The following is a 26,066-nucleotide window of genomic DNA, read 5'->3' as shown; positions in this document are numbered from 1 at the left end:
TCAAAGGGAACACCTATACAGAATAAAATTCTTTATAACAATATATTTAATCTTTTGGTTGTGTCAGTTGTTTCTTTTGACGGTGGAACAGTCAGAAGCCCATAACATTGCAGTTTCCGAAAAAGAAACAGCGAAGCCAGTAATGGCCTCGCCGCTGCTTTCCAATTGATTCACTTACAGATCAAACGGATTTTCGTCCTCTTCTTCCTCCTGAAGTGTGATTCCAGAAATATAACGAATCTGCTTTCCGTTAATTCGAGGCTGGAATTCATGTTTCTCTCGAGTGATTTCTGTCTCTCTATAAAGCTGTTTGAAGAAATTGGTGGTATTCATAATGCTTCTTCCTGTTCGTTCGCACCAATTACGGTAAGCCGTAAACAGTTTTTCCTTGGATACACTGTTTGTACGATCTTCCCGATTATCATGCAAAATGCATTCATCTTCGAGGAATTGAACCACAGGCTTGTTCTCATATTCGAAGATTTCCATCTCTTTTCTGACCGATTCACTTTCACTGAATCGTTTATTTGCTTCAAGCCGCCGCAGGCCATCAACCGCCAATACTAACAAGGACTCTAAATATGGAGTCGAACCAAGCTTCGTGTCAAGTTCAACATCTTCATTATCCTTGGTAAATTTTTTATTGAACGGTACGATGAAAAAACGACGAAAAAAGCCATCGGTTGTATCTGAACTCGCAGGTAAATCGTTAGCGGAGAACATAAGCTTCGCATAAGAGCGCAGTGGGAAAGCCCGTTCCCCTTTCTCTTCAGCCGATATTTCGTCACCGGCTACCAAATTCTTAATCATGTGGGTTGATGCCAGCCGCTTAAAACTAATGTCTGCATAGATATTGGCGAGCTTATCCTTAAGCTGCGCCGCTTTGAAGCGATTCTCTTCAAACTCTTTTAACTCTACGTAGGATACGTTGGCATCTCCTAGTAGCTCTCTGCAATAATTCAGGAACTTGGACTTCCCGTTTTTCCCACTGCCTTTGATCAATAGCATCTTCTGATACTTTACTGTAGGTATGAGCAAGTATCCTAACCACTCCTCTATCAACGGCACTGTATCAGCGGGAACCACGGAATGAATAAAATTGGCCGCAAGCCATCGATCTGCTTTGGGATTCCACCTTACCGGCAGTTGATTTTTCATAAAAAACTTGGGGTCATGGGGAAACAGTTCTCCCGTTCTCCAGTCTAATAAGCCGTTTCTGACATTCACGAACCGCATTTTATATTCGGCCGACGAACTTTCACGTTCGACTCGGCATTCATCATAGATGCGGGCATCAAGGTTTAACTTCACATCCCTTTGCCGTCTAGCCGTAAAATCGTCACCGAGTTTTTTCATAATCATCGAATCAATAGCCTTGTCCACAGCTTCAGTCGTGTAAACACCGTTCTGGTACAGATAGGTTTGATTTTCATAAGCAAAATACTGCTCCTGCATCATTTCTTTCGCCACCAAAGCTGCTTTAAACTCTAAAAACCCGTTGATGTTGGGAAGGAAAAAGCGGCTTGGGGATTGACTATCTGCATGTTCGCTTGATTTAAGTCGTTCGATCTTCAGGCTTTTCTTGTACTGCTGCAAACCTCGTTTCCCCAAACTAACAAGCTGAGCGATTTCCTTTTCCAGCGAAGCCGCCTTTACCATCGTTTCAACGTTTTTCTCAAGCTCTATAATTCGTTCGAATACATCCAAATTTACCAAAACATCATCATCCGGCCTCTGTCCGCTTTCTGCGGCTTCACGGAACTGTTCAATGGCAACCTTGATCATCGCAATGCTCTCTTCTGGTTCGGGCTTCGCATAGCCCAAAGCAATCGGAGATTTGATCTTTCCCAAGTAAGGACAAGTCTGACATGCGCCGGAAACCGACTCGATATGCTCACAGGTATGCGGACGGAAAACGGATGTACGCGAATCGGCATCGTCACGTTCATCCCAATACCGTGCAAACTTCTGTTCCGTTTCTTCCCGACTGTAGCCGGGATACTGCTTCGAAAACTTATGAATCAACTCCTTGCCATTCTCACAATGGACAAGAATCGAACCCATGCTTAGCCATTGCGGCTCCGTTTGATGAGCCTGGTTTTCCGTGACCTCTTTCATAAAGCCGCACTTAGGGATAATCTTATTTGCGTCTGCGAGGTTATTTTTCGCATGATTACTTTGAGATTTCAGAGCAGCTTTGGAACCAGCCGTTTCTTGCTCATCTAACCATGCCGCTATCTCTTCAAACGAATACCGGTTTTCATTAAAATAAACCAATTCCACCGTTTTAGGCTGATCAGGCACTTTAAAATTCTTGGTGAAGGGTATGCGAAACAGTTGAGCGCAGTTTCCCACATTATCAATGGTTACGTCAGGAGCTTGCTGTCGGAACCACTTTTGAAGTCGGGAACTGACCTTTTGATAAGTCACTCGTTTATCTGGATGATCGAACAGGTACAAATCGGTAAATAGCCATTGTGGCTGGAATCCGCCGCCAGAATGAATCAAGAGACTTGGCGAGAACGGAAACTTCTCAATCAGCTGTAACGCCGCTTCCTTGGAAGGAAAGATACTTGCCGCTTTATGATGTCCCGGCTGGAAATAGTCAAAATCTCCTCCGAAACCTGGAACAGCTACAGCCGTATCGGCAGTTCCCCTGCCGCCAGCAATCTTTGCTTTGTCTTGCAAAGCAATCCCGACATAAAGGCTATAGAAATTCCGCTTTGTGTAAACGAACTCAGCCATTCGCGATAATTCCGAAGGATACAAAAACGCTTCTGAAAGACTTAGGCTTTTGGAATCGCCTTTCTTCCCGGAGATGACCAGACAAGCATCCTTCTTGCTATAATTGCCGTATACTCTTTGAAAATAATCGATCAACTGGAATAGATTTTCTTCTTCAGTAAGGGAGTTTGACTGAATGGACTCCATTTTTACCATCCTCTCGCTTGATGTGCATTGCCGAGGGTGTAGTGGTAAAATAATGGAATTTGAGGATGCATGATGATTCAGCGGAAACACGGTAATCTTCGAGGGACAATTGGATTATGATTTATTGTGGTTTTGTGGTAGTAGTGGGCATATCGCTATTTTACAAGGTAACGCGATGTGAAGAACTGAGTTAAAAATACGATTTTGTATTTTTCAACATACAGTCACGTACACATCGTATCAAGCTCCTTGCCTCATTGTCAACTTTTGCAAATGTTAAAAAGCGAACGGCAATCCTTCTCCGTTCGCTTTTTATTCCGCTCTATTTCATAGTACGCCATGCCCTTTTGTGATTTTCGAGAAAATCGCGATATGCTGTAATCATGCCGTACAGAAAAAACCTTTCATAAATCGTCAACGACTTGATCTTCAGTCGCTCCTCAGCAGCTTCAAGAAAAATTTCAATAGTTTCAAGATCAATCATGCCTTGGATGGGCCTCATTTCATCCCCTCCAAATCCAGAATCGATTCCCTTTCCGCTCTGAGAGCCTCAATTTCCCCCTTGATGGCCTCGCGGCGGTGGGTTGGGGTACTTTTATCACCGTACTCAAGAACAAGCTTACAATGCCCTCTGGCGATTTCCAGCAGCCTTTGGGTAGTTGCATCGTCCAGTTCAAGATTGAGGAGTCTTCTCATTTTCTCCCCTCCATTGAACCTTGCTTGATCTTCAACCCGTTCAGCGGACTATTTAGCCGTCCAATATTCAGGATGTCCTCCTGCTCAAGCCCCCTTAAATATTTTGAAGTGATCTGTGTATCGAAATGCCCCATCAGGCGACTTAGGCTGTAGACATCAATTCCATTTCTTAATTGCTTCTGCGCAAAGTAATGACGGCAATCATGCGGAGAGCATCTAACCTCTTTTCTAACCCCGGCATTTCTGCAATGTTCTTTGAGAATCTTATTAATGCGTGAACGTGAAAGCTTGATTGCCGACTGATCGAGAAAATAATAGTCCTCAACCTCGTCCCGTTCTCTTTTCTTGAAACGCTCCTGTCTCAATGCTTCGTATTTTCTCATGTACTTTCGCATGATATTGCTGATATAAACCAGTCTTTGCTTGGAACCTTTACCGTGAATAAGAATATGCCTTCTCGCCACATCATCATTCTTAATGTTACACAATTCAGAAACCCGAACCCCTGTATCGAAAAGCATAATGAGAATCAGCTTATCCCTGACGTTGGAGTATGTCTCTTCTTTCAGGTCATTGATAATCCGCGACACTTCTTCGTCGTTAAATGTAACAATAACGGTCTTCTCTTCCTTGAGATTCTTGATACGGCGCATCGGATTGCTCTGCTCGTCGATAAACTCTTCGTCAACAAGGTATTGGAAAAATACCTTCAGGGTAGCGAGGTTGTTATTTAATGTCCGGTTCACTTCACGCCCTAAACGTTGCCGCTCTTGAATATACTTTTTGATGTGAAGCTGACTTACATCCTCCACTTCTACAATCCCTAATTCTTTCTCCATAAACCTTTCCCAACGGTATAAGCGGAACATACACAAATCAACGTACCTTTTCACACGGCCCAAAATTTCTTGGTTGAGCTTGAAATCCTGAATCAATTCCTTGATTTTGGTCATAGAAAATACTCCCTTCTATTTGCTGAACAACGCAGATAAAAGAGAGTAATTTTTAACACTCTATAGTTGCACGTCAACTGGAAATCATCATGTAGCTAACGCCGGAAACCCTTATGTATCAAGGCTTTTCGGCATTTGACTACATCATTTCAATCCAATTCACTCCCACTCGATCGTCGCCGGCGGCTTCGACGTAATGTCGTATACCACGCGGTTGACATTCTCCACCTCGTTCACGATACGCACGGAGATTTTCTCCAGCACGTCCCAAGGGATACGCGCCCAGTCGGCGGTCATGCCGTCGATGGACGTTACAGCACGAATGCCGACGGTGTAGGAATACGTACGGGCGTCACCCATAACGCCAACGCTTTTCATGTTTGGCAAAGCGGTGAAATACTGCCAGATTTCACGGTCGAGACCGGCTTTGGCAATTTCATCGCGCAGGATGTAATCGGACTCGCGCACGATGTGCAGCTTGTCCTCCGTTACTTCGCCAAGCACACGGATCGCAAGGCCCGGACCCGGGAACGGCTGTCTCCAGACGATCTCCTTCGGCAGGCCGCATTCCTCGCCCACCTTACGAACTTCATCTTTGAAGAGTGTTTTCAAAGGCTCTACGAGTTCAAATTTCATGTCTTCAGGCAGGCCGCCCACATTGTGGTGGGATTTGATGGTCTGCGCCGTAGCTGTGCCGCTTTCCACGATATCCGTGTAAAGGGTGCCTTGAGCCAGGAAAGCAAAATCGTCAAATTTCGCGGACTCCTCATCGAAGACGTAGATGAACTCGTTGCCGATGATTTTACGTTTCTGCTCTGGATCGTCCACACCTTTCAGCTTGGACAAGAAACGTTCTCTAGCGTCAATCTTCACAACCTTCATATCAAACTTGCCGACAAAAGTCTCCATTACGCTTTCGGCTTCGCCTTTGCGCAGCAAACCATGGTCGATGAACATACAAGTCAGTTGATCGCCAATCGCTTTATGAATCAGCATGGCTACAACGGACGAATCCACGCCGCCGCTCAATGCGCACAGGACCTTCTTGTCGCCGACCTGATTGCGAATGTCCTGAATGGTATCTTCAATCCAGGTTTCCATACTCCAGTTGCCTTCGCAGCCGCAGACTTCATAAAGGAAATTGCGGATCATTTCATTGCCGTACACAGAGTGGCGGACCTCCGGATGGAACTGCACACCATACATTTTACGCTCGTCATTGCTGAAAGCAGCAATCGGAGCATGGTCTGTCGAAGCGGCAACCTTGAAACCTTCAGGCAGCGCCACAACATGGTCCCCATGGCTCATCCAAACCGTTTGTCTGGAATCCAGGTTTTTGGTCAAAGCCGAGTCAGGGACGAAATCGACATCAGCTTTGCCGTATTCCCGTTTAGCCGCACGTTCTACTTTACCGTTCAATTGCTGGGCCATAAGCTGCATCCCGTAGCAAATGCCGAAAATTGGAACTCCAATGTCATAAATCGCCGGGTCTACATGCGGGGCATCCACGCCGTACACGCTGGATGGTCCGCCGGAGAACACGATGCCTCTTGGTGCGATTTCTTTAATACGTTCTACTGGCGTATTATACGGCAGCAGTTCGCTATATACCCCAAGATCGCGGATACGTCTTGCAATTAACTGATTATATTGTCCCCCGAAATCCAGGACGACAATGATTTCATTTGGCTTATTCATTTCCGAGCCTCCCTCAATTCTTGAGACCCATTATACGCAACGACAAAAGACAACGTCAAGAAAGTTCAAGGGGTCCTCTCCTTATCATGAATCCAATTTCCGGCAGGTATCCAAAAATCTTCTGGTTGTCTGCCGATCCGGCAAATCCCCTCCATAATAAAGCGGCTCCCAAACGCTCATAAACTGCTCCATTTCGGCTCTGCCGGACTCATCCAGCTTTCGCTGCAAAGCTTCCGCGTATTCCCTTGCAGTCGCTCCATTTGCGAGCTTGCCATACCGTCTGTGCATTGCTGCCCAGGCCGCATCTGCGGAGCGGAGCAGCTCGACTTTTCCCGGGAAATGTCGTTCGTCTGTCAAAGTTCCCCGTTTGAAAAAGACCTGTGAATGCGGCCTGCTGCGCGGCTTTCTGCGGACAAGACCTCCGTTTCCGGCCAGGCTCCTGCCCATCCCCAGGAAGACGAACGCCAGCAGCAGAAGAGCAGCTGCGGCCACGATTACCGTTTGATAATGGTTAAACATATCGCCCGTCCGTTCTGCCAAAGGCCAAACTTTGATTAAAGCTGCGGCAAAAACAGCTGTAACGTTTGGCAGCCAAGCGCCCAGCACCCTACTCAAAGCTGGAGACCCTACGGGCTGCTGTCCCTGCTCAGCATGGATGGAACCCTCAGCTGCTCCGCCAAAAGCTCCTGTAAAACCCGGTGTAGGCTCAAAGGGAAGCCAGCCCTGATCCGGAAAATAAACCTCTACCCAGGAATGAGCATCTGCGTAGCGGACGGTATATTGACCGGAGCCGTCAGGTTCACCAGGCGCAAAACCTTTTACCCAGCGGGCCGGGATGCCTTGACTCCGCAGCAGAATCACCATAGCCGTGGAAAAATGGTCGCAGTATCCCGCACGCTCCCGGAATAGGAAATCCTCTACAAAATCATGGCCCGCCGCCGGGATAGACGTGTTTAACGTATATTTGTAGTTGTTTCTCAAATAAGTCTCGACCGCTTTGGCCGCTTCATAACGGCTGGTCGCTCCGGACACGATCGACTGCCCCAAATCCCGCACCCTATCCGGAAGGGTTGCCGGCAGCTGCAGATATTCATACCGGATTTCAGAAGGATCCGCCCCGGCCTTGCCTGTCGCATTCGAATCGGCCGCCGGCGCCCCGGATGACGTCTCCGGTTTCAGAACCGCTGAAATTTTATAACTCCTAATGGCATCGCTTGCCGTAGACATCTTCAAATAGGCCGAGCCGGATACCGGATCTTTAAGCAGCGTATAAGCCGGACCTGCCGCGGGATGTACCGGGGATGCTGCTGTAAGCTCCGTATTTACCTGGCGGACAGCCAGAAAATCTCCCCCTGCGAACAGAGGAACCATCCCGTATTGGGGTTCGGCAAAGGTGATGGTTTGAATGGCAGTCCGGTCAGGACGGCTTGCCGCCCCATCCTGCATGTCGCCATCTGCGGCTTCTTCGGCAGGCCAAGCGGCGACGCCTGAAGCATTAGCTGAAAGAGAAGGCGAAATAGAAGGATCCGGCTCTGTCCAGCCGCGCCCGTCATAATAACTTAAGGATTCCCCCCGCCAATAGGTCCGCTGCGGGGATTCAGCTGTAAAAAATACATCCTCCCGCAGCTTCAGCGGGCTCCCTAATTCTTCGTCATTGCCTCCATACCCCGTTACGGAGTAACCGCTTCCCCTGCCGTCCTTGGGTTCGGCCCATGTCTCCATGCTGTCGAAAGCTTGCCCCCAGTCCACGGCCTGAGCCGGTTTGACAGGAACAACAAAAGCCGCCGCCAGGGACAACCCGATTCCAAAGGCAACAATAAATCCTCCCAATCCCATAAGAACCCGGTAGGAAGCGGGTCTGCGCTGCTGCGAAAACAGCTGCCCGGGCTTATCAAGATCAGCATCATCGGGATCTGCATATCGCGCTAAGCCCGATCCCGATCCCTCAATGGCCTGACGCTCCCGGTCAGCCGCATGTTTGAAATAAACCACGCTGAACTGCAAAACCAAACCCAGTCCAAACCCCCATACTACCGGCCAGAACAATTGAAGTCCTGCCGTCAGATCAAAAGCAAACAAATAAATGACGGTAATCGAAAGAAACAGCAATACCGTGTGCCGATGGATCGCAAGCAGCTGGACCGACAAAACCAATAAAATCCATCCGGTCAGCAGCACCAGCACCCGCGAGGCCTGGCTGATGTCCGCCATGCTTCCGGTGCCCGCCCAGACAGCAGCATCATGCAGCAAAACCGGCGCGTATCCGGCAAGCCAGCTCCACCCCTCGCCTTCTCCATTCAGATATACCAGCGCTTGGACAAGCGCGGCCAAAGCCAACACCGAGGTCATCCAGAGCGGCAGTCCTAAACAGCCGATCAGCAGAATAACTGCGGTTAACAAGGCAAGAAGCGTATAATAAGCCCGGCTATCCGGCCCGCCAAGAATCCGCAAAGGCTCAAGCCACTGCAGAAACAGGCCGTAAAGCAGCAGCGAAGCCCAGAAGCCGGCAAGCCATTGCGAAGAGAGGCGAACCTGAATACGCGCCAACAAAGAGAGGCGATTTGCATCGCCCTCCTGGCTCGCCCGGTGTTGGAGCATCTCAAGCTGGTGCGCCTCGAACTGGTGCGCCTTATCCTGATGAGCTTTATGCCGAAACGTCCGCATCCTGCTTCGCCTCCTCTCCGGCCGGCACGGCCTGGCGGACCGGGGCACCGGCATTCCCGGTGCCGGTCTCCAACAGGCCGCAGGACAAGAGCCGAATGGAGGCCCCCCATTCGGCCAGCTGCCGATTCACGTCCAGCAGGCGTGAATCGGCTGTGCCGGTGATCACCGTCACCGGCACCCCCGGGCAGCCGCGCACCGCAGCTGCCAGCATCTCCGCGCCGGACCATGAACCGGCGCCAAGGGAGAGCCCGGCGAGTCCAGCCGGGCCCTCTTCCCCAAGGCTGTGCGGGTTCCACCTGCACAGCCGGTCCATGCCGCCATGCCGGAACATGACGGCATGGCCCTGGGCGGCCGCTTCCGCGAGCAGATAGGCCGCCGCCGATACGGCGGCTTCAAAGGCTTGCGCGGCCGCTGGCGGCCCGGCGGCGGCGTCCAAACGTCCGCCCCTGCCGGGCTGCCATTCCTGCTTCCTCGGCCCCCCCTCGTAAGCATCGCGCTCCGTGACCAGCAGCACGATGGACACGAGCGCTTCCTCCTTCTCCGGGGCGCGAACCGCCCATTCGCCGCGCCGGGCAGAGATTTTCCAGTCGATAGCCTTCATAGGATCTCCCGGCAGATAACCGCGGATCGACCCTCCCGGCTGACCGGTCGGAACCAACCGTTCTTCGGCACTTTCGCGCCTTTCCTGCTCCTGCCCTTCTCCCCGGAGCTCGCCGCCGGCAACCGGAGCCGGAACCGGCAATACGGGCAGCAGTCCGCTGACCGTACTCGGGCGTTTATAGCTGAACCAGCCGAACAGGTCGCTGTGGCTGACAGTTAACTTCTCCTGCCCGTAGATGCCGCGTGGCAAACTGCGGGGCGGAGCTTCGATCACCAGATGCCGGCGGAACCCGGCAAATTCAGCGTATTCAGCCGCTTCTCCGCCGAACTCATCGCGAAGCTTCAGCCAGACCGGCGGCAGACCGCCCTTCATCTTTACGACCAGCCTCATGCCGATCCGCTCTCCTGCCACCGGCATAACCGCCGAATATTCACGGCGGATGAACACCTGCTTGGGTCCAAGCCAACGGGCACACGCCCCCTGGAGCAAAATAAACGTCAGCACAGCCAGCATAAAAAGCGCCGTGCGGCCTCCATGCCAAACCAGAATCCCCAACAGCAGCGCCCAAACCAAACCAGCGGCCGCCCAAACCCCGGCCGCTTTCATGATGCGCCTCCGGCCGCAGCCCGGCTGCTTACCGGCACTGCCGTGCCCAGCACCAGTTCGCGGACGAGCTCTTCCGCCGTTCTGCCCGACATCCTGGCTTCCGCAGACGGCAGCAGACGGTGCGGCAGAACGGCGCCCGCAACTGCTTTGACGTCATCCGGCAGGACGTACATCCGCCCTTTGAAGTACGCTGACGCCTGAGCGGCCGTCATCCAGGCCAGCGTTCCCCGCGGGCTGATGCCCAGCGCCAGGCCGGAATGCCGTCTGGAAGCATCGGCTATCGCCACCATGTACCGTTTAACGCTGTCATCCACCGTCACAGTCCGTACCTGACGCTGCATGGCTGCCACTTCCTCTGCCAGCAGGACCGGGTGCATCCGCTCCAGGGGATGCTGCTCCTGCAGCCCCAGCAGGCGGACTTCCTGCTCCACGCTTGGATACCCTAGCGAAATCCGCATAAGGAAGCGGTCGAGCTGCGCTTCCGGCAGCCGGTAAGTCCCTTCGAAATGCAAAGGATTTTGTGTCGCCAGCAGCAGGAACGGCTCCGGCAGTCTGCGGCTGACGCCGTCCACCGTTACCTTCCGTTCCTCCATCGCTTCGAGCAAGGCGGATTGAGTCCGCGGAGCAGCGCGGTTGATCTCGTCAGCCAGAATGACATTAGACAAAATGGGGCCCGGCCGAAATTCAAATTCGCCGCTGTTGGGCCTGTAGATGGACACTCCCGTTATATCCGCCGGCATCAAATCGGAGGTAAACTGAATTCGCCCGAAAGAGCCGCCGATGCCTTTGGCAATCGCGCGGACAAGCAGCGTTTTCCCGACACCCGGCACATCTTCGAGCAGTACATGGCCGCCGCTCAGCATGGCGAGGAGGGTAAGCTCGATTTCTTTTCTTTTTCCGACGATAATCTGATCCAGTCGGTCCGCGAAACGCTGCAGCAGCGTATAAGCATGTTCATGAAGCATTGAAGAGGACATGGCCGATATCTCCTTTCCTATATCAGAAGAAACAATCTATCAGCCATTCTCTCCATTCCCGCAAAAAATAGACCTCGATTCATAGATTCCCGCAGACTCTCGTATCGTTTAGGAGGCTTTGACCTCCCACTGGGCCTCCGTTTTGTTAACCTCCTGCACGGAATGCCCCAGTCCGTCCAGCAGACCTCGCAAGGAAATCCAGATCGTGCCGCTCGTCATCCGCATCAGGGTCCCTTCATCAGCCGGCCGGCCTTGCCAGCCTTGGAAACCCTCTCCCCCGCGCAGCACAGCACCGGATTCGGGAACCAGCAGCAGTTCCCCTTCGCCCCACTCTATTTTTGCCCGCCGTTTATTTGGATCCCACATGGCCGTCCCTCCCAGCCTTTCAATCAAAGCGCGAACCGGTACAAGGAAATGTCCGCCCTGCCATTCATATTCGCCCGCGGCGAGCACCGTCTGCACACCTCCCGCTGAAACCTCGAGCGGCAGCAGCTTGCGATTGAACAAAGCTGCATTGGGGGCAATATGCTCAGCGATCCACGCCTTGCTTGGAGCCGGGCGGCCCTGGGGCAGATGTTTCGAAACAGGAGACTGCACCGGTTTCGTATCCGGTCCAATCGCCGCAAAAGCAAAACCTTTATTTTTGTAATATTCGATAATTTGCGGCAGTGCTTTTACCGTGTTGTCATGTCCCGAGCCGTCGTGCATAAGCAGCACGATCTGGTTCAGGCCGCCGGTATCCGTCGCCTTCTTTATAATCTCGGAGACCGGCACACCCTTCCGCTCGGAATCCCCGCTGTCCACATCCCAGTCAAACACTTTATAGCCGGCTTGAGCCAGCAAATCGAAATAAGTTTGATCAAAATGCCCGTACGTTCCGCCCGGAGCCCTGATCCATTGAGGCCGGTTACCGGTAATGCCGCGGAGGATCTCTTCCGTTTGTTTGATTTGTCCCCAAAAATCGCTAAAATTGTGGTAGAGCTTATCATAATCATGATCATAAGTATGGTTGCCCAGCGCATGCCCGCCTTCCGCGATCTGCCGGATCAGTTCCGGTGAACGCTGCGCCTGCTGGCCCAGCACAAAAAAAGTCGCTTTAACCTGATACTTGTCTAAAATATCCAGCACGTTGGCCGTAAGACGGCTTGGACCGTCATCAAAGGTAAGATAGACCGTTTTGGCCGGGACTGCGGATTTGAACGTGGATGTGGACTTGGACTCGGGAATGAACGCTTGGGCCGTTGGCGGCTCGGCAGCGTTTGGCGCTTGCTTGGCTGTTTGCGCTGAGACTGACGGTGACAGGGTGTTAACAAGAACCCCCGCAGCCAGCCATAAGGCAGCCGCTATTATAATTTTCCAGGACTTTCTATACATATCATTCTACCTCCATCTATCCGCGCAGGTTTTGGACTTTGCTAGATTATATGGAGGCACGGGATAAAATAGACTAGCCTTCGGAGGATCAGCTGGAGAGTGAAATAAGAGCATGAGCATAGTACATGAATTAGAGGTTTTATTTAGGGATCACGGGTATTTCGTTCTTTGGATCGGACTGCTGCTGGAATTTATCGCTCTCCCTTTCCCAGGGGAAACAACGATGGCTTACGCCGGGTTTCTGGCCTATAAAGGTCTGCTCGACTGGCGGCTGCTGATTTTATTTGCTTTTCTAGGCACCTCCATGGGCATCACCATTACTTACTGGATCGGCCGCAAGGCGGGGCTGCCGTTCATCCGAAAATTTGGCAAATGGTTTTTCCTGCCTCCCCACAAACTTGAGAAGACCAAAACCTGGTTCGCCAAATACGGGTCAGGCCTGATTTTCATTGGGTATTTTGTGCCCGGAGTCCGGCATTTCACCGGTTATTTTGCCGGTTCGATCGCTCTTCCCTTCCGGAAGTTTGCGCTGTATGCGTACTCGGGCGCGCTGGTGTGGTCAGCCCTATTCATTGGTATTGGAAAAATCTTCGGCCCCCAATGGAAATACATATTTGAACTGGCCGCCCATTATTCACTTGTCGCTTCGATCGTCATCGTACTTATTATTGCGTTGATCGTACTGTACCGTTATCGCCGGGCCCAGCGCCGAATCCAGGCAGTACGCAGCTCGCAAATTACAGTTCAGCCTGAAGCCAAGATTAGCAGTGAACAAGATGAGAAAGCAGCAGCCGCAGCTGAGGCTGAAGGGAACAGCGGTACATCAGATACAGGTACATCAGGTAAGTCAGGTAAGTCAGGTAAGTCAGATTACTCCGAAACTTCCGGTGCTTCCAACGGCGATTCTTCCAGTGCTTCTACTGCCTCAGATGCTCCGAATGCTCCTGCCCGGTCTAATGCTTCGGATTCATCCGCTTCCGTCCCGGATTCCGGCATAGCCGCTAAACCAGCCGGCCAGGATGCCAAAGCGGCGCGGAGCACCAATTCCTGAACACTGGCATGCTGGAGATAAGCCCTGAATATATTTAGGAGAAAATGAAGCCGAAAATGTATGTTTTTCGTGCACATATCCCGAAAAGGCCACTATGTGGTTCTTTTTTGTATGATAAGGGATGAAGGTTGCCGGGCGAGTCTCATCCAACAAAAAAACGACCAGGCCCCGCTCCTTCGAGCCGTTCCCGGTTGTTTCCTGCAGTTCGCCTGCAGCGCGCTTTACTTCCCTGCTCCAGCGTCCGAAAGCTGCTTGACGGCTTCCAGCACCTCTTCGGCGTGGTTTTTCACCTTAACCTTCCGCCATGCCCGGGCCAGCTTGCCCTCAGCGTCGATCAGGAAGGTGGAGCGCACAATACCTTCGTATTCTCTGCCATACATTTTCTTGAGCTGCCAGACGCCGAACAGCCGGCATACCTCATGATCCACATCCGACAGCAGCGGGAACGGCAGCTCATGTTTGGCCGCAAAGCGGCCGTGGCTCTTCAGATCATCGCCGCTGATGCCTAACAGAACGGCTCCATGACGTTCATAATAGGCTGCCCGATCCCGAAAATCACAGGCTTCCTGCGTACAAGCGGGCGTCTGATCCTTCGGATAGAAATAAAGAACAACCGGCCGGCCTTTATAATCGCTTAGCGATATATCCCCACCCGTGCTGGACGGAAGCGTAAAATCCGGAACGGGTTGTCCTGGCTTAAGTTCATCTTGTCCAAGTTCAGCCATGCTTGTCCCTCCAATGCTTTCCCTTTTTTGAAAAAACCGAAAATTGATTGTCGGTATAAAAGAAATTATAATGTAAAGATATGAAGAAACGCCATGATTGGAGCGGAAATTCCGATCTTTTTGCAGAAAGGACGAACAACATGACAAAAAGAACGAAACGGATCACCCTTTGGTCCGTCATAGGCGTACTGGTTGTGGTATTGGCCTTTGCCGCCTATTATTTTTTCGCCATTTACAGGCAGATCGACGATTTTAGCAAAGAAGGCGAGGACTCCCCTTTTTACCAGGTGCAGCCTAGCCATACCAAAGCCGAGGAGCCTCCGAAATGGGAAGGCACCGAACGGGTTAATATTCTGCTCATGGGCGTTGATGCCCGCGGCCTGCAGAAAGGCGAAGTGCCAAGGTCTGATTCCATGCTAGTCGCTTCCATTGATCCGGTTAGCAAACAAGGCTCTCTATTTTCGATTATGCGTGATACTTATGTCGATATTCCCGATCATGGACGGGAGCGGATCAATACCGCCATTACCCATGGACCCGATGTTGCCATGAAGACCGTATCCGATCTGCTCGGAATTCCGATCCAATATTATGTCTATACCGACTTCCAAGGGTTTATCGCGCTGGTAGACGCTGTGGGAGGCATTGATTTCGATGTCGAGAAAGACATGCACTACACCAGTGCTGCAGACGACCACCAATACGACATTGATTTGAAAAAAGGCATGCAGCATCTGGATGGCAAAACGGCGCTGGAATACGTCCGGTTCCGTCATGATGCCTTGTCCGACTTCGCCCGTACAGAGCGGCAGCGCAACTTCCTGGCCGCCGTCGCCGATAAGCTGAAGAGCACAACGTCCATTATGAACCTGCCAACCATCTTGAACAAGGTTAATCCTTATGTCGATACCAATCTTTCCGTAACCGATATGTGGAAGCTTGCAACCGTTGGTTATAAAACGGAGATGAACGCCAGCGAACAGATTCCGCCTATGGAGCTGCTCAAGGAAGAGAACGTGGGAGGCGCTTCGGTAATCGGCATCAAAGACGAGGAAGCCCTCAAGCAATACGTTCAGGATTCCCTTAACAAAACGGCTGAAGAACCTTCATCCAGCCCGGATGCGGACGAGTCGACGGACGGCGGTTCTGTCAATGCTGCCGGAACCTCCGGATCGGAGAATGCGGAAGCCAGTCCTACACCGTCCCCGTAAAACGGCACAGACAAACTCAATATTGCGGTATACTATATAACAGCGGCGGGAGCTAGAGTCCCCCGCTGTTATCGCGTTATTGAGTTACATAGAAACCAAGAGAGGAAGTTTTACCGTGAACACTCATGCTCATCGTCCCCATTCCGAGCGCCTCTACCAGGAAGCGCTCCAACATATCGTAGGCGGCGTCAACAGCCCCTCCCGTTCTTTCAAAGCCGTTGGCGGGGGAGCGCCCGTATTTATGAAGAAAGCCAGCGGAGCCCATTTCTGGGATGTAGATGACAACCGCTATATTGATTATTTGGCCGCTTACGGTCCGATCATCACCGGACATGCCCATCCGCATATTACCGAAGCCATTGCGAAAGCGGCTGCCAACGGCACGCTTTACGGCACACCAACCACCCTGGAGATCCAGCTGGCTAAAATGCTGAAAGAAGCCATCCCTTCCATGGACAAGGTTCGTTTCGTCAACTCCGGCACGGAAGCCGTTATGACGACAATCCGTGTGGCCCGCGCCTATACGAAACGCAATAAAATCATTAAATTCGCCGGCTGTTACCACGGCCATTCCGACCTGGTGCTTGTTGCCGCGGGTTCCGGCCCTTCCACGCTGGGCATTCCGGACAGCGCAGGCATTCCAACCAGCATCGCGCATGAGGTCATCACCGTACCCTTTAATGATGCTGACTCGCTTAAAGCCGCTCTGGATAAATGGGGCAGCGAAGTTGCCGCCGTTATGGTCGAACCGATTGTCGGCAACTTCGGCATGGTGATGCCGAAGCCAGGTTTCCTGGAAGACTTGTGCCGGTTGGCCCGCGAATACGGCGCGCTGGTTATTTACGACGAAGTTATTACGGCGTTCCGCTTCCACTATGGTTCCGCCCAAACATTCGCCGGGCTCAGCAACCACGAAGCGATCAAACCGGATTTGACCGCACTTGGCAAAATCATCGGCGGCGGCCTGCCAATCGGAGCTTATGGCGGCAGCAAAGAAGTCATGGAACAAGTTGCGCCGCTTGGCCCTGCTTACCAGGCCGGAACGATGGCCGGCAACCCGGCTTCCATCTCTGCCGGCATCGCCTGCCTGGAAGTGCTGCAGGGCGAAGGCGTGTACGACGAAATGAACCGCCTTGCCACCCGCCTGACAGAGGGACTTGCTTCTTCGGCGGCACAATATGGTGTTCCGCTGACGATCAATCAGATCCGCGGCTCCTTCTCGGCCCACTTCTGCAACCATCCGGTGACCAACTACGATGAAGCCCAGGATACGGACGGCGAAGCATTTGCCGCTTTCTTCCGCCACATGCTGGACCAGGGCATTAATCTCGCCCCTTCCAAATATGAAGCCTGGTTCCTGACCACGGCACATACGGATGAGGACATTGATCTTACGCTGACTGCGGCGCATGAAGCCTTCAAACGGATGGGCTCCGGTAAATAAATAAATAAATAAATAAATAAATAAATAACACTCAGCGAGCTTGCGTAAACATAAACACTTCGGGATTATAACAAACGGTATCTTCTCCCTATAAAGGGAAAGAAGATACCGTTTTGTTTGGATATAAACTTAAGTTTCTAGTAGTTCTCGCCGCGGTAGTAACGTTCCAGCTTCCGTTCCAAATGAACCAGCTGAGCTTTCTTCATTTCTATATCGTTCAGCAGCTTCTGCTTCTGATCCTGAATCAATTTAATTCGTTCCGGCAGGGTTGCGGTTCCTTCCTGGACCTTGTCGTAATATTTTTTAATATCCTCCACGCTCATTCCGGTTTCGCGCAGGCATTTGATAAACACCAGCCAGTTCAGCTCATGCTCCGTATATAAACGGTTGTTCTGCTCGCTGCGGGCAGCCGGTTCCAGCAGGCCTTTTCTTTCATAGAAACGGATCGCGCCTATATTTAAACCGACCTCTTTCGCTACTTCTCCGATCGTCAGCATATTATCCCTCGCTTATAAAAAATTAATAGTTGACCTACACTAAGTGTAGCATAGTAACTTATAAATCGTTAAGAAAATAACAAATAACAGAAAGAGGGATTTGTCATGAAACAAACTGCTTTTGTAACTGGCGCAAATAAAGGAATTGGCTTTGAGATCGCACAACAGCTGGGTGAAGCCGGATGGAAGGTTCTGCTTGGCGCGCGTGACGCCGAACGCGGAAATGCTGCAGCAGCCAAGTTGACCTCCAAAGGGATGGATGTAGAATTTGTGCAAATTGATATGAATGACTTGACAAGCATTGAGCAGGCTGCCCGTACGATTAAAGAAAAGTATTCCGACTTAAAGCTGCTGATTAACAACGCCGGCATGCCGGGCGCGTTCTCCAGCTCTTTTACCGACACCCGGGAAGAAGATTTGCGGAACGCCTTTGAAGTGAACTTCTTCGGCACTTTCCGGCTGAACCAGCGTTTGTTCCCTTTGATCAAACAGAACGAAGGAACCGTCTTAAACGTGTCGACCGATATGGCTTCTCTGGATCACATGCAGAATGCGGAATCCACATTAAACGCGTTCGACTATAACTCCTCGAAGACAGCCAACAATGCCATGACGCTGGCGATGGCCTATGAGGTTAGAGGCAGCAAAGCTCAAGTATTTGCTGTAACGCCAGGATTCACATCTACCGATCTGAATGGCAATGCTCCAGGCGGCAAATCCAAAGAAGCCGGGGCTGCCATTATCGTAGGTTATGCCACGGACGGTAAACGTCATAACGGCGAATTCCTGGACGCAAATGGCGTTTATGCTTGGTAATTCCTACTCATCCCCGGAAAGCGGGGGAGCAGAAAATACATGATTGGCTTTGGCCCTAGTTTAACAGACGAAGAGCACCCCATCAGGTGGAGTGCTCTTTCTTTTTACCTTCCTCAAGTTAAGCCCTATTCAGCCTTCACTGCATCAAAGAACTTCGTTTGCACCGTGTTCGCTGCTTCTTCGATCTGTTTCTTGCTGTCCGTGCCTTTCTTCGAGAAGGCTTCCTGAATCACATTGGACATCGCTCCGTAATAATCCTGTGTGCCGTATTGGGCTTCCGGTTTGCCGTCCAGCAAAGCCAGGATGTTCGGATCATATTTGTACACGTTGTCATATTTGTCGTAGATCGCTTTGGCTTTTTGGCCGAATTCGGAATCTTCTTTATAATAGTCGATCAGCTGAGGCACATAATATTTGCCGTCCTTTTGACGGTCTTTAATAATCGCTTCGGTAGCTTCAAGCCCCTTGTCGGAGAAGTAATCAAAGGTAATGTAGCGGAACGCCATTTCCTGCTCGTCTTTCGTAGCGTTCGGGTTGATTACCAAATAATTGCCGCCAAGGATGCCGGTATGTTTGCCGCCAGCTTCAGCTGCAGGCATTGGGTAAGTCAGTACGTCTTCAGGTTTCATGCCGCCTTGATTCAGCGCCGGTTCGATAATATCGGCTGCACCTGCGATCACCATCGCTGCACGGCCTTCCTTAAAGGCGGCAATGGCATCGCCCCAGCCAAGCGCCCAGTCCTGCGGAATGGCATTAGCTTCCCATTTCAGCTTTTTGTAGAAATCGAGAGCCTTGACTGCTGCATCGGAGTTGAAGGTTTGCGTCACTTTGCCGCCTTCCACCTTCTCGATGTCTCCGCCGGCTTCGTACAGGAAGTTCGTCCAGTTCCAGCCCGCTTCGTTGCCTTTACCCATCGGGGCAATGCCGGCGATGCCTTTCTTAGGCTCCGCTACCCCTTTGGCCGCATTGTACATATCGTCCCAAGTCCAATCGAGCGGCGGAACGGCTACGCTCTTGGCGTCAAGCAGCTTTTTGTTCACAACGGTCGAAGTGATGTAGCCGTTTTGCGCGATGCCGTATACCTTGCCGTCCACAATGAACTGGTCTTGCAAAACCGGATTCATCTGGTCTTTGAATTCCCAATTGTTATAGAGATCGGTGATATCGGCTACCCAGCCTTTTTCGATCAGGAATTTCGCTTCGGTCGCAAAAGTGTTGTAGAAGGTTGGCGCTTCGTTGGAAGCCATCTTGATGCCGATTTCGTTCACCGAATACTGCCAGTCGTCTTTAACGATCTCTACATTCGGATAAACTTCCTGAAACCGCTTGATTTTATCGTCCTCCTGAGCCCTCATTTCCGTCAGGTCAGGCGTAGGATAATGAATTTTGATCGTCACTTTCCGGCTCGCGATATCATCGGTGGAAGCCGAAGCGTCGCCTCCGCTGTTCGTTGAAGCGCTTGCAGGATTGTTGCTGCTGCCCGCATTGCCGGAGGCGTTATTTTTGCTGTTGTTGCCCCCGCCGCATGCAGCCAGGATACTGCCGGTCATTAGCAGGCACAGAAGCACCGCCGTAAACTTGCGCATGATCATTTCCCCTTTTCGCGTATGAGTAACTTACATCCTTATCTTAGAAAAAGCTGCCCTCTATGACGATGTGCAATCTTATTCATCGTGTGTGCAGGTTTACGCTTTGATTATGGCATATGCCGGGCACCCGCCAGCAGCCGGGCGTCCGGACAAAGCCGAAACCGGCGGCCCCAGGAGGGTCAGTCCGGTTTCAGCCTTTGACGGCAGACATGTTGACGCCGCGCATAATAAACTTCTGGAAGGCCAGGAATACGAAAATCGGCGGCACCATGACCATAAACAAAATTGCAAACTTGATGTTGGTGTTCAGCGCCCGCACGTTAATCACGTACTTATAGATCGCGGTGGCCAGCGTATATTTGTCTTCGGTCTGCATGACCAGAGACGGCCAGAACCAGTCATTCCAGGCTGTTGAGAACGTAAAGATCGCCAGTGTAAAAATAATCGGCAGCGACAGCGGCACGGCAATCCGGAAGAAGCTTGCCACCTCGGAAGCCCCGTCGATCCGGCCCGCTTCAAAGATTTCAATGTGGATGCCGTCGAAGAAATTCTTCAGCAGCAGGAAGAAAAACGTATTGGCCCCGGCCGGCAGCCAGAACGCCAGATAACTGTTGAGCAGCCCTAGCTCCTTCAGGTTAACGAAGTTCGGGATCATGTAGCTGGACGCCGGAATAAACAACGTCATCAGGAAGAAGAAATAAAAAGCTTTCTTAAACGGCACGTTCAGCCGAGAGATGCTGAAGGCGGCCAAACCAAGAATGACAACGGTCATCACCATGTTGCCCAGGAAGATGAACACGGTATTTTTCAAGAAGCTGACCAGGTCAATGTAATTCCAGCCCTCCTTGAAATTGTCCCAATTCCACTGCTCCGGGAAAAAATGCGGCGGGAACGAGTTGACCTCCTGATTGGATTTAAGCCCATTAAACATCGTCATCAGGATCGGGTACAGCATCGTTAAGACCATAATGACTATGAACAGAATCATAATCCCGTAAACGAACCGGTTCATCGGTTTCTTCAAATCGTGATTCGACAGTATGCCGCGTTCGTGTGTATGCTTAGCCATCTCAGTAGTCCTCCTTGCTCAGTCTGAACTGCAGAATGCCAAGCACGCCAAGTACGATAAACATCAGCACACCCAGTGCGGTTGCAGTTCCGTAATCCAAACTGGTGAAGGCATACTTGACGATCAGAAGCGCATAAGTCAAGGTCGCTTTGTTCGGACCGCCGTCCAGCATGGCCAGTTGGGCCTGGTAAGCCTGGGAGGTGCCGATCAGCTGCAGAATCAGCATCAGTACGATAAGCCCCTTCATCGAAGGCAGCGTAATATGGCGGATACGGGCCCAAACGCCCGCGCCATCAATTTCGGACGCTTCATACCAGTCCTTCGGGATGGCGAGCACCCCAGCCAGGTAGATCAGCATCGCCGAACCGAACTGCTGCCAGGTCTCCATCACCACCAGCGAGACCATGGACCACCTGCTGTCGGAGATAAACGACACAGGATCAAAGCCAAGCGTTGTCAGCACTCCGTTGATCGGTCCAATCGGATCATACAGCCATCTCCACAAGCCGTAGAGGACCACTCCCGGTACCACGTAGGGCAGATAGGCCGCAATCCGTACAAATCCCTGGAACTTTCTAAGCTCCGAAATGGCGATCGATACGGCGATAGGGACCCAAAAGCCAATAGCAAGGCAAAGCAGCATGTAATAAAACGTGTTCTTAATGGAAATCAGCACATCGCCGTCATGGAACACTTTGGCGTAGTTGTCAAAGCCGACAAACTCGTTGCCCTTGACGAAATCGACATGATAAAAACTGTACACGAACCCCTTAATAATCGGGACCCACAGAAACAGCACAAAAATAATCAAGGCTGGAAGTAAAAATAAATAGCCCCAAAGATGCTTCTTCCAGCGGCCGTTTCTTCTCCGGTGAACAGCGGATTCAGGCTTAATCTCCTGTTCTGCGGCAATTGCGGATTGGCCCATCTTGTCTCCCTCATTCCTCTGATGATTCTAACCGGGATTCCGGTCTCTCTAATTATTGTAGGAAATCCTGGAGGGGCCGCACATGTGCAGTTCTATGGTAATGGTAGCCTATCTTACTTCTTCATTTCGCTTGGGCTGATGCCGTAATATTTTTTGAAAATTTTGCTAAAATGCTCGGGCGACTCGTACCCGACCTTCTCGGCAATCTCGTACCGCCGCATATCGGTATGCTGGATCAGCTGCCTGCTTTCTTCCATCCGCAGCTTGATCACGTATTCCCACAGGTTGTAGCCGGTATTTTTCTTAAAGAGATAACTCAGATAGTTGGGACTGACATGGTTTTTCTTCGCCACTTCATGAATCGTCAGCCCTTTCTGGGCGTAATTCTGTTCAATATAGGCCTTGGTCTTCTCTACGATCTGGTTGCTCTGCGAATTCATCTCTTCGTCGGAAGGCTCCTGATTGTAGCCGCCCCAGTTGAAATCGCCGTAATAAAACACATAATGATCCCGGTGTTCACGATTCCATAAGGTCGCTCTGCTAGCCTGCTTGTTCAGCACATCCAGAAAAAGAAGGCCTTTGAGGATCTGGCTGATGCCGATCACGGCATGGATATGCAGAAATGTATGCAGATTATGGTGCAGGCTGCGCCCGATCATCTCCAGCTGGTTCAGCTTGTGAACGGCCGAATCCTCGTCATCGCCTTCCTGCCACTGCAGGATGATGCTGATTTGGTCGTCCTGCGAATAACAAGCTTCGAAGTTCCATTCCTGCCCCAACAGCTCCTGAACGATATTCAGCGCGGCATACCGGAACAGCTGCAAATCCCGGTCGGTAAGCGTCCGCTGCGGATTGGCCTCCCGGCTTAATTTGACTTTAATGACGGCAAAATAAGGCCCCTCCAGCTTAAGCTGCTCCAAGACGGTCCATTGGGCTTGATGACCCTTAACGCCGGACTCTGTCTCTTGCAGCACGGCCGCCGGATTGTCCAGCAGCCGGTTGAGCAGTTTGGCTTGCTCCGGCTGCGGATCATGCATGCTGAAGTGCTCATCCAGATTCATAACGAACTGCTCCAGCTTCGGCTGCATTTTCTCCAGCTTCAGCAGGGTGCTGCGGACGGTATCGAGAAACTGTTCGCTGTTCAGCGGTTTGATTAAATAATCTTTGGCGCCGAGCCGGATGGCCATCTGGGCGTACTGAAAAGTTTCATGTGCTGAAATAATAATGGCCTGAAGCTGCGGTTTTACCAGTTTGGCCTGCTGCATCAGTTCGATGCCGCTCATCGAGCCCATTTGGATGTCGGTAATCAACAGGTCGACTTCTTCCATGCGGATATAATCCAGAGCCTCGTGTCCGCTGCTGGCGGTGAAAATCTGTTCAATGTCGAGCCCAGAGGTAGCCAGCAGGTTCTGCAGCCCCCGGCAAATTAAGGGTTCATCATCCACAATTAACAGGTTATACATCTTGATCCTCTCCTTCTGCTTGACTCGAATGCTTCGGCAGCAGCATTTCCACGACCGTTCCCCCGCCTTCCCGCGGCCGGTAGGACAGCCCGAACGGTTGGCCGAAATGCAGACGAATGCGCTGCTGTACATTGCGAATGCCATAGCCTAACGAATGGTCCGGGTTCTCGTCATAAAGCAGCTTCTCCAGCGCTTCGAAATCGACTTTCTTATAGCCGTTATCTTCGATTCGAATCACAACCCGATCCTCCCGCTCATATGTCGAAACCACGATTTCGCCGTCTTCACCCATATGCTTCACACCATGAATCATCGCATTCTCGATCAGCGGCTGCAGCGTAACCTTCGGAATCAGCGTGCCGCGTACATCAGGCTGGTTATCAAGCTGCCAGCTCACCCTGCACCCATATTCATAACGATGCTCCTGCAGCTTGACATAAGCGCGCGCGTGCTCAAGCTCCTCTTCCAGCGTGATCAGCTCGCGTCCCCGGCTCAAGCTGATCTTCATCAGTTTGGACAGCTCCTTGATCATTTCAGCCGATTCGTGGCTGCCTTCCAGCTCGCTTTTCCAATAGATGCTCTCCAGCGTGTTATACAGCAAATGCGGATTGATCTGCTGATATAAAATTTGCAGCTGCGCTTCCCTTTGCTTAATTTCCATTTCATACTGGTTGCGGACCATGCCGTTTAAACGGCTGGCCATCTCGTAAGTCGAGCGGATGAGGATGCCCACCTCATTGTCTTGGCCATGGTCCGGCAGTCTGGGAACGGGGCCGCCAGGCTCATACCTCCGCACGAAAAAAGCCAGCTTCTGCAGCGGTGTCATCAGCGCCCTCCAGAAATAAGTGATCAGCACAAACACAGCAAAAGCGTATACCAGCGAGATCAGCTGCATGACGTGTTTGATTTCTTTTTGCTGCTGCAGAAGGGACTTGGTCGGAATTTGATAAACCAGCTTCTGGCCCAAATAATGATTATAGTTCACGACATAAATGAAATCGGAGGTTATGACATCAACAACGCCTTCCCCTTTGCTCGGCGGAGACACCTCCTGCGGCAAATCCAGCAGGGTGTTCGTCTCGTCTGTCGTACTGGCCAGCACCCGATTGTCCCAGTCCGTCAAATAGATATTGCCCTCGGGCAGCGATACGTTGCGGAAAGCTTCGTTGAACTTATCGTTCATGCGGGTAACGACAAGCACGCCGATGGTGCCCCCTTGCGAAATATTATTGATTGCCCGAACATAACCCAGGGTCTGCTCCTTCGGACTGAAAGGGGAAAGCTGGTCGAGAATGCGCAGATAACCGTTGCCCTTCTTCGCTACGGCTTCGTCGTACCAGTCCGGCTTCTCGTCTTCTGTGAAGAAATAAACCCCCGCCTTGCGGACCTCCGGGTAATTGGGAGCAAACGAATAATAATTGTTCGGATCATAAATATAAAGCGAATAATAATTGGGTTCCCTGCCATTCGCGGCCTGGGAGTAGCCTGCCAGCGTATTTTCCAGCTTGATGTAGGTGCTCAGCCGTGAAAGAATGCCGTCCTTTCCGCTCATGTCAATCTGCTGCAGCAGCGGGTTTTGAATCACCGTTGACGTAATTTTGTTGATCGATTCCGTGTCTCTGTTGATGATGATAAAGTTTTGTTTGTTCAGCTCGATGTAGGCGTTAGTGACATGCCTTTTGAGCACGTTTTCCGTCTTCCAGCTCCCATAGCTGAACAACACGAACAGAGGCACGCCCAGCACCAGAAACAGCAGAAACAGCTGCTGCTTAACCGTCAGGCTCCCCAGCGGATTCCGGTGTTTTCTCTTAGGAGCATCTACGGAATTCCGCAACGGCTTCCCCCTTGACCCTTTAGGATCTGGGTTAGGATTTATAGGCAGATGCACAAAAACAACCTCCATTTGAACATAGTTGCAAACGTATTCAACAATCCTCTAGCATCATATTCTCCCTGCGAAGAGAGTTATCCTCCCCCTCCACACGTTCTCCACCGGAAAAGGAAAAGCCGCAAGCCTCCTTCCTCTGTTCAGGAGAGGGGAAGGAGGCTTGCGGTCACCTGGCGGCAGAATCCCTTATGCAGTAATCCATTCAGCCAGTCAGTCACGTTTACTTATTGTTCGCCTGGACAAGCTCAAACACGCCGGCTACTACCCAATCGGCCTCCCCCAGCACCTCCGGACGGCCGATGCCCACGATGCCGGTGCCTGCCGCTTTCGCGGCCGCCACGCCGGCAGCGGCGTCTTCAAAGACGACACACTCCTGCGGCGCCAGGCCCAGCTCCCGGCAGGCGGTGAGGAAAACCTCCGGATCCGGTTTGGCTTTAGAGACCTTGGTTCCATCTACCACGGCATCAAACAAACCAGCGATCCCGAGCCGCTCCAGAATAAACGCGGCATTTTTGCTTGCCGAGCCGAGGGCGATTTTAACCCCCTGCTCCCGGAGGCCGGTCAGGTACTCCCTTACGCCGGGCAAAAGCTCGGACTGCTCGAGTTTGGAGATATACTCCACATATTTGGCATTTTTGGATTCGGCCAGCTTCTGCTGCTGCTCCTCCGGCAGCTCCAGCCCCCCAACCTCCAGCAGGATCCGAAGCGATTCCATCCGGCTGACCCCTTTCAGCCGTTCGTTATCCTGCTCTGTAAATTCAAACCCGAGCTGGGCGGCCAGCTCCCGCCAGGCCAAAAAATGATATTTAGCCGTATCGACGATCACCCCGTCCAGATCGAAGATAGCTCCTTTCATATGTTCCAGCATGTTTATTCTCTCCCCCT

At 51.5% G+C, this 26,066-nt stretch carries 20 protein-coding genes and 1 pseudogene; 4 read left to right on the top strand and 17 right to left on the bottom strand.

Going from position 1 to position 26,066, the window contains the following annotated elements; translation table 11 throughout:
- Positions 1 to 174 precede the first annotated feature (174 nt).
- From AWM70_RS22215 to AWM70_RS22175, 9 genes are all read right to left on the bottom strand, one after another.
- Positions 175 to 2,931: a DNA primase family protein gene (locus AWM70_RS22215; protein WP_068700116.1), complete on the bottom strand. Its 2,757-nt coding sequence runs from the start codon at positions 2,929 to 2,931 to the stop codon at positions 175 to 177.
- A gap of 322 nt (positions 2,932 to 3,253) precedes the next feature.
- The gene (locus AWM70_RS22210) at positions 3,254 to 3,433 is read right to left on the bottom strand and encodes a hypothetical protein (protein WP_068700114.1); all 180 of its coding nucleotides are present in this window, start codon (positions 3,431 to 3,433) and stop codon (positions 3,254 to 3,256) included.
- Positions 3,430 to 3,627, bottom strand: a complete 198-nt coding sequence (locus tag AWM70_RS22205; RefSeq protein WP_068700112.1) for a hypothetical protein — start codon at positions 3,625 to 3,627, stop codon at positions 3,430 to 3,432. The genes AWM70_RS22210 and AWM70_RS22205 overlap by 4 nt, the downstream gene beginning before the upstream one ends.
- On the bottom strand, positions 3,624 to 4,580 hold the full coding sequence (locus AWM70_RS22200; protein WP_068700110.1) for a tyrosine-type recombinase/integrase: 957 nt from the start codon (positions 4,578 to 4,580) through the stop codon (positions 3,624 to 3,626). Before AWM70_RS22200 ends, AWM70_RS22205 begins: the two co-directional genes overlap by 4 nt.
- A gap of 159 nt (positions 4,581 to 4,739) precedes the next feature.
- The gene (guaA, locus tag AWM70_RS22195; protein ID WP_068700108.1) at positions 4,740 to 6,278 is read right to left on the bottom strand and encodes a glutamine-hydrolyzing GMP synthase; all 1,539 of its coding nucleotides are present in this window, start codon (positions 6,276 to 6,278) and stop codon (positions 4,740 to 4,742) included.
- 84 nt (positions 6,279 to 6,362) lie between these two features.
- Positions 6,363 to 8,942, bottom strand: a complete 2,580-nt coding sequence (locus tag AWM70_RS22190) for a DUF4129 domain-containing transglutaminase family protein (protein WP_068700106.1) — start codon at positions 8,940 to 8,942, stop codon at positions 6,363 to 6,365.
- Positions 8,923 to 10,149 (bottom strand): DUF58 domain-containing protein, encoded by a 1,227-nt coding sequence (locus AWM70_RS22185; RefSeq protein WP_068700104.1) that lies wholly within the window; start codon positions 10,147 to 10,149, stop codon positions 8,923 to 8,925. The genes AWM70_RS22190 and AWM70_RS22185 overlap by 20 nt, the downstream gene beginning before the upstream one ends.
- Positions 10,146 to 11,126 (bottom strand): AAA family ATPase, encoded by a 981-nt coding sequence (locus tag AWM70_RS22180; RefSeq protein WP_237167785.1) that lies wholly within the window; start codon positions 11,124 to 11,126, stop codon positions 10,146 to 10,148. The genes AWM70_RS22185 and AWM70_RS22180 overlap by 4 nt, the downstream gene beginning before the upstream one ends.
- Before the next feature lie 108 nt (positions 11,127 to 11,234).
- Positions 11,235 to 12,500, bottom strand: coding sequence for a polysaccharide deacetylase family protein (locus AWM70_RS22175; protein WP_083180494.1), 1,266 nt, complete (start codon positions 12,498 to 12,500; stop codon positions 11,235 to 11,237).
- Between the two features lie 112 nt (positions 12,501 to 12,612).
- Here AWM70_RS22175 and AWM70_RS24005 point away from each other — a divergent pair.
- A pseudogene (locus AWM70_RS24005) lies at positions 12,613 to 13,197 on the top strand (DedA family protein); the annotation flags it as partial.
- A 575-nt stretch (positions 13,198 to 13,772) separates the two neighbouring features.
- Here the strand turns inward: AWM70_RS24005 and bcp are convergent.
- The gene (gene bcp, locus AWM70_RS22165; protein ID WP_068700101.1) at positions 13,773 to 14,276 is read right to left on the bottom strand and encodes a thioredoxin-dependent thiol peroxidase; all 504 of its coding nucleotides are present in this window, start codon (positions 14,274 to 14,276) and stop codon (positions 13,773 to 13,775) included.
- A 140-nt stretch (positions 14,277 to 14,416) separates the two neighbouring features.
- On the opposite strand from bcp, the gene AWM70_RS22160 reads away from it, so the two are divergent.
- Complete coding sequence (locus AWM70_RS22160) at positions 14,417 to 15,487, top strand: LCP family protein (RefSeq protein ID WP_068700981.1); 1,071 nt, start codon at positions 14,417 to 14,419, stop codon at positions 15,485 to 15,487.
- Between the two features lie 115 nt (positions 15,488 to 15,602).
- Complete coding sequence (locus AWM70_RS22155; RefSeq protein WP_068700099.1) at positions 15,603 to 16,931, top strand: glutamate-1-semialdehyde 2,1-aminomutase; 1,329 nt, start codon at positions 15,603 to 15,605, stop codon at positions 16,929 to 16,931.
- A 137-nt stretch (positions 16,932 to 17,068) separates the two neighbouring features.
- Here AWM70_RS22155 and AWM70_RS22150 read toward each other — a convergent pair whose 3' ends face one another.
- Positions 17,069 to 17,428 carry a MerR family transcriptional regulator gene (locus tag AWM70_RS22150; protein ID WP_068700097.1) on the bottom strand — a complete coding sequence of 120 codons (360 nt, stop codon included), beginning with the start codon at positions 17,426 to 17,428 and terminating at the stop codon, positions 17,069 to 17,071.
- Between the two features lie 105 nt (positions 17,429 to 17,533).
- Between AWM70_RS22150 and AWM70_RS22145 the strand changes: the two genes are divergently transcribed.
- A complete protein-coding gene (locus tag AWM70_RS22145; RefSeq protein ID WP_068700095.1) occupies positions 17,534 to 18,244 on the top strand; it encodes an SDR family NAD(P)-dependent oxidoreductase in 711 nt (236 codons plus the stop codon).
- Between the two features lie 125 nt (positions 18,245 to 18,369).
- Here the strand turns inward: AWM70_RS22145 and AWM70_RS22140 are convergent, their stop codons facing one another.
- From AWM70_RS22140 to pgmB, 6 genes are all read right to left on the bottom strand, one after another.
- Positions 18,370 to 19,830 (bottom strand): ABC transporter substrate-binding protein, encoded by a 1,461-nt coding sequence (locus AWM70_RS22140; protein ID WP_068700093.1) that lies wholly within the window; start codon positions 19,828 to 19,830, stop codon positions 18,370 to 18,372.
- A gap of 193 nt (positions 19,831 to 20,023) precedes the next feature.
- Positions 20,024 to 20,902, bottom strand: a complete 879-nt coding sequence (locus tag AWM70_RS22135; RefSeq protein ID WP_068700092.1) for a carbohydrate ABC transporter permease — start codon at positions 20,900 to 20,902, stop codon at positions 20,024 to 20,026.
- Between the two features lies 1 nt (position 20,903).
- Positions 20,904 to 21,830: a carbohydrate ABC transporter permease gene (locus AWM70_RS22130; RefSeq protein ID WP_068700090.1), complete on the bottom strand. Its 927-nt coding sequence runs from the start codon at positions 21,828 to 21,830 to the stop codon at positions 20,904 to 20,906.
- 113 nt (positions 21,831 to 21,943) lie between these two features.
- Positions 21,944 to 23,293 carry a response regulator gene (locus tag AWM70_RS22125; protein WP_068700088.1) on the bottom strand — a complete coding sequence of 450 codons (1,350 nt, stop codon included), beginning with the start codon at positions 23,291 to 23,293 and terminating at the stop codon, positions 21,944 to 21,946.
- Positions 23,286 to 25,127, bottom strand: coding sequence for a cache domain-containing sensor histidine kinase (locus tag AWM70_RS22120; RefSeq protein WP_068700087.1), 1,842 nt, complete (start codon positions 25,125 to 25,127; stop codon positions 23,286 to 23,288). Before AWM70_RS22120 ends, AWM70_RS22125 begins: the two co-directional genes overlap by 8 nt.
- 274 nt (positions 25,128 to 25,401) lie before the next feature.
- Positions 25,402 to 26,049 carry a beta-phosphoglucomutase gene (gene pgmB, locus AWM70_RS22115; protein ID WP_068700085.1) on the bottom strand — a complete coding sequence of 216 codons (648 nt, stop codon included), beginning with the start codon at positions 26,047 to 26,049 and terminating at the stop codon, positions 25,402 to 25,404.
- Positions 26,050 to 26,066: the final 17 nt, after the last annotated feature.

Origin of the sequence: Paenibacillus yonginensis (assembly GCF_001685395.1) — a bacterium.
Taxonomy (GTDB): domain Bacteria; phylum Bacillota; class Bacilli; order Paenibacillales; family Paenibacillaceae; genus Fontibacillus; species Fontibacillus yonginensis.
Note: the sequence above shows the minus strand (reverse complement) of the source record. Positions and strands in the feature narration are given on the sequence as shown.

Excerpts from the sequence above, each read along its gene's own strand:
- AWM70_RS22140 (WP_068700093.1), bottom strand. The coding sequence starts at position 19,830 with ATGCGCAAGTTTACGGCGGTGCTTCTGTGCCTGCTAATGACCGGCAGT.
- AWM70_RS22180 (WP_237167785.1), bottom strand. The coding sequence starts at position 11,126 with ATGTCCTCTTCAATGCTTCATGAACATGCTTATACGCTGCTGCAGCGT.
- bcp (WP_068700101.1), bottom strand. The coding sequence starts at position 14,276 with ATGGCTGAACTTGGACAAGATGAACTTAAGCCAGGACAACCCGTTCCG.
- AWM70_RS22205 (WP_068700112.1), bottom strand. The coding sequence starts at position 3,627 with ATGAGAAGACTCCTCAATCTTGAACTGGACGATGCAACTACCCAAAGG.
- pgmB (WP_068700085.1), bottom strand. The coding sequence starts at position 26,049 with ATGCTGGAACATATGAAAGGAGCTATCTTCGATCTGGACGGGGTGATC.
- AWM70_RS22150 (WP_068700097.1), bottom strand. The coding sequence starts at position 17,428 with ATGCTGACGATCGGAGAAGTAGCGAAAGAGGTCGGTTTAAATATAGGC.
- AWM70_RS22125 (WP_068700088.1), bottom strand. The coding sequence starts at position 23,293 with ATGTATAACCTGTTAATTGTGGATGATGAACCCTTAATTTGCCGGGGG.
- AWM70_RS22185 (WP_068700104.1), bottom strand. The coding sequence starts at position 10,149 with ATGAAAGCGGCCGGGGTTTGGGCGGCCGCTGGTTTGGTTTGGGCGCTG.
- AWM70_RS22175 (WP_083180494.1), bottom strand. The coding sequence starts at position 12,500 with ATGTATAGAAAGTCCTGGAAAATTATAATAGCGGCTGCCTTATGGCTG.
- AWM70_RS22215 (WP_068700116.1), bottom strand. The coding sequence starts at position 2,931 with ATGGAGTCCATTCAGTCAAACTCCCTTACTGAAGAAGAAAATCTATTC.
- AWM70_RS22200 (WP_068700110.1), bottom strand. The coding sequence starts at position 4,580 with ATGACCAAAATCAAGGAATTGATTCAGGATTTCAAGCTCAACCAAGAA.
- AWM70_RS22160 (WP_068700981.1), top strand. The coding sequence starts at position 14,417 with ATGACAAAAAGAACGAAACGGATCACCCTTTGGTCCGTCATAGGCGTA.
- guaA (WP_068700108.1), bottom strand. The coding sequence starts at position 6,278 with ATGAATAAGCCAAATGAAATCATTGTCGTCCTGGATTTCGGGGGACAA.
- AWM70_RS22145 (WP_068700095.1), top strand. The coding sequence starts at position 17,534 with ATGAAACAAACTGCTTTTGTAACTGGCGCAAATAAAGGAATTGGCTTT.
- AWM70_RS22190 (WP_068700106.1), bottom strand. The coding sequence starts at position 8,942 with ATGCGGACGTTTCGGCATAAAGCTCATCAGGATAAGGCGCACCAGTTC.
- AWM70_RS22135 (WP_068700092.1), bottom strand. The coding sequence starts at position 20,902 with ATGGCTAAGCATACACACGAACGCGGCATACTGTCGAATCACGATTTG.
- AWM70_RS22130 (WP_068700090.1), bottom strand. The coding sequence starts at position 21,830 with ATGGGCCAATCCGCAATTGCCGCAGAACAGGAGATTAAGCCTGAATCC.
- AWM70_RS22210 (WP_068700114.1), bottom strand. The coding sequence starts at position 3,433 with ATGAGGCCCATCCAAGGCATGATTGATCTTGAAACTATTGAAATTTTT.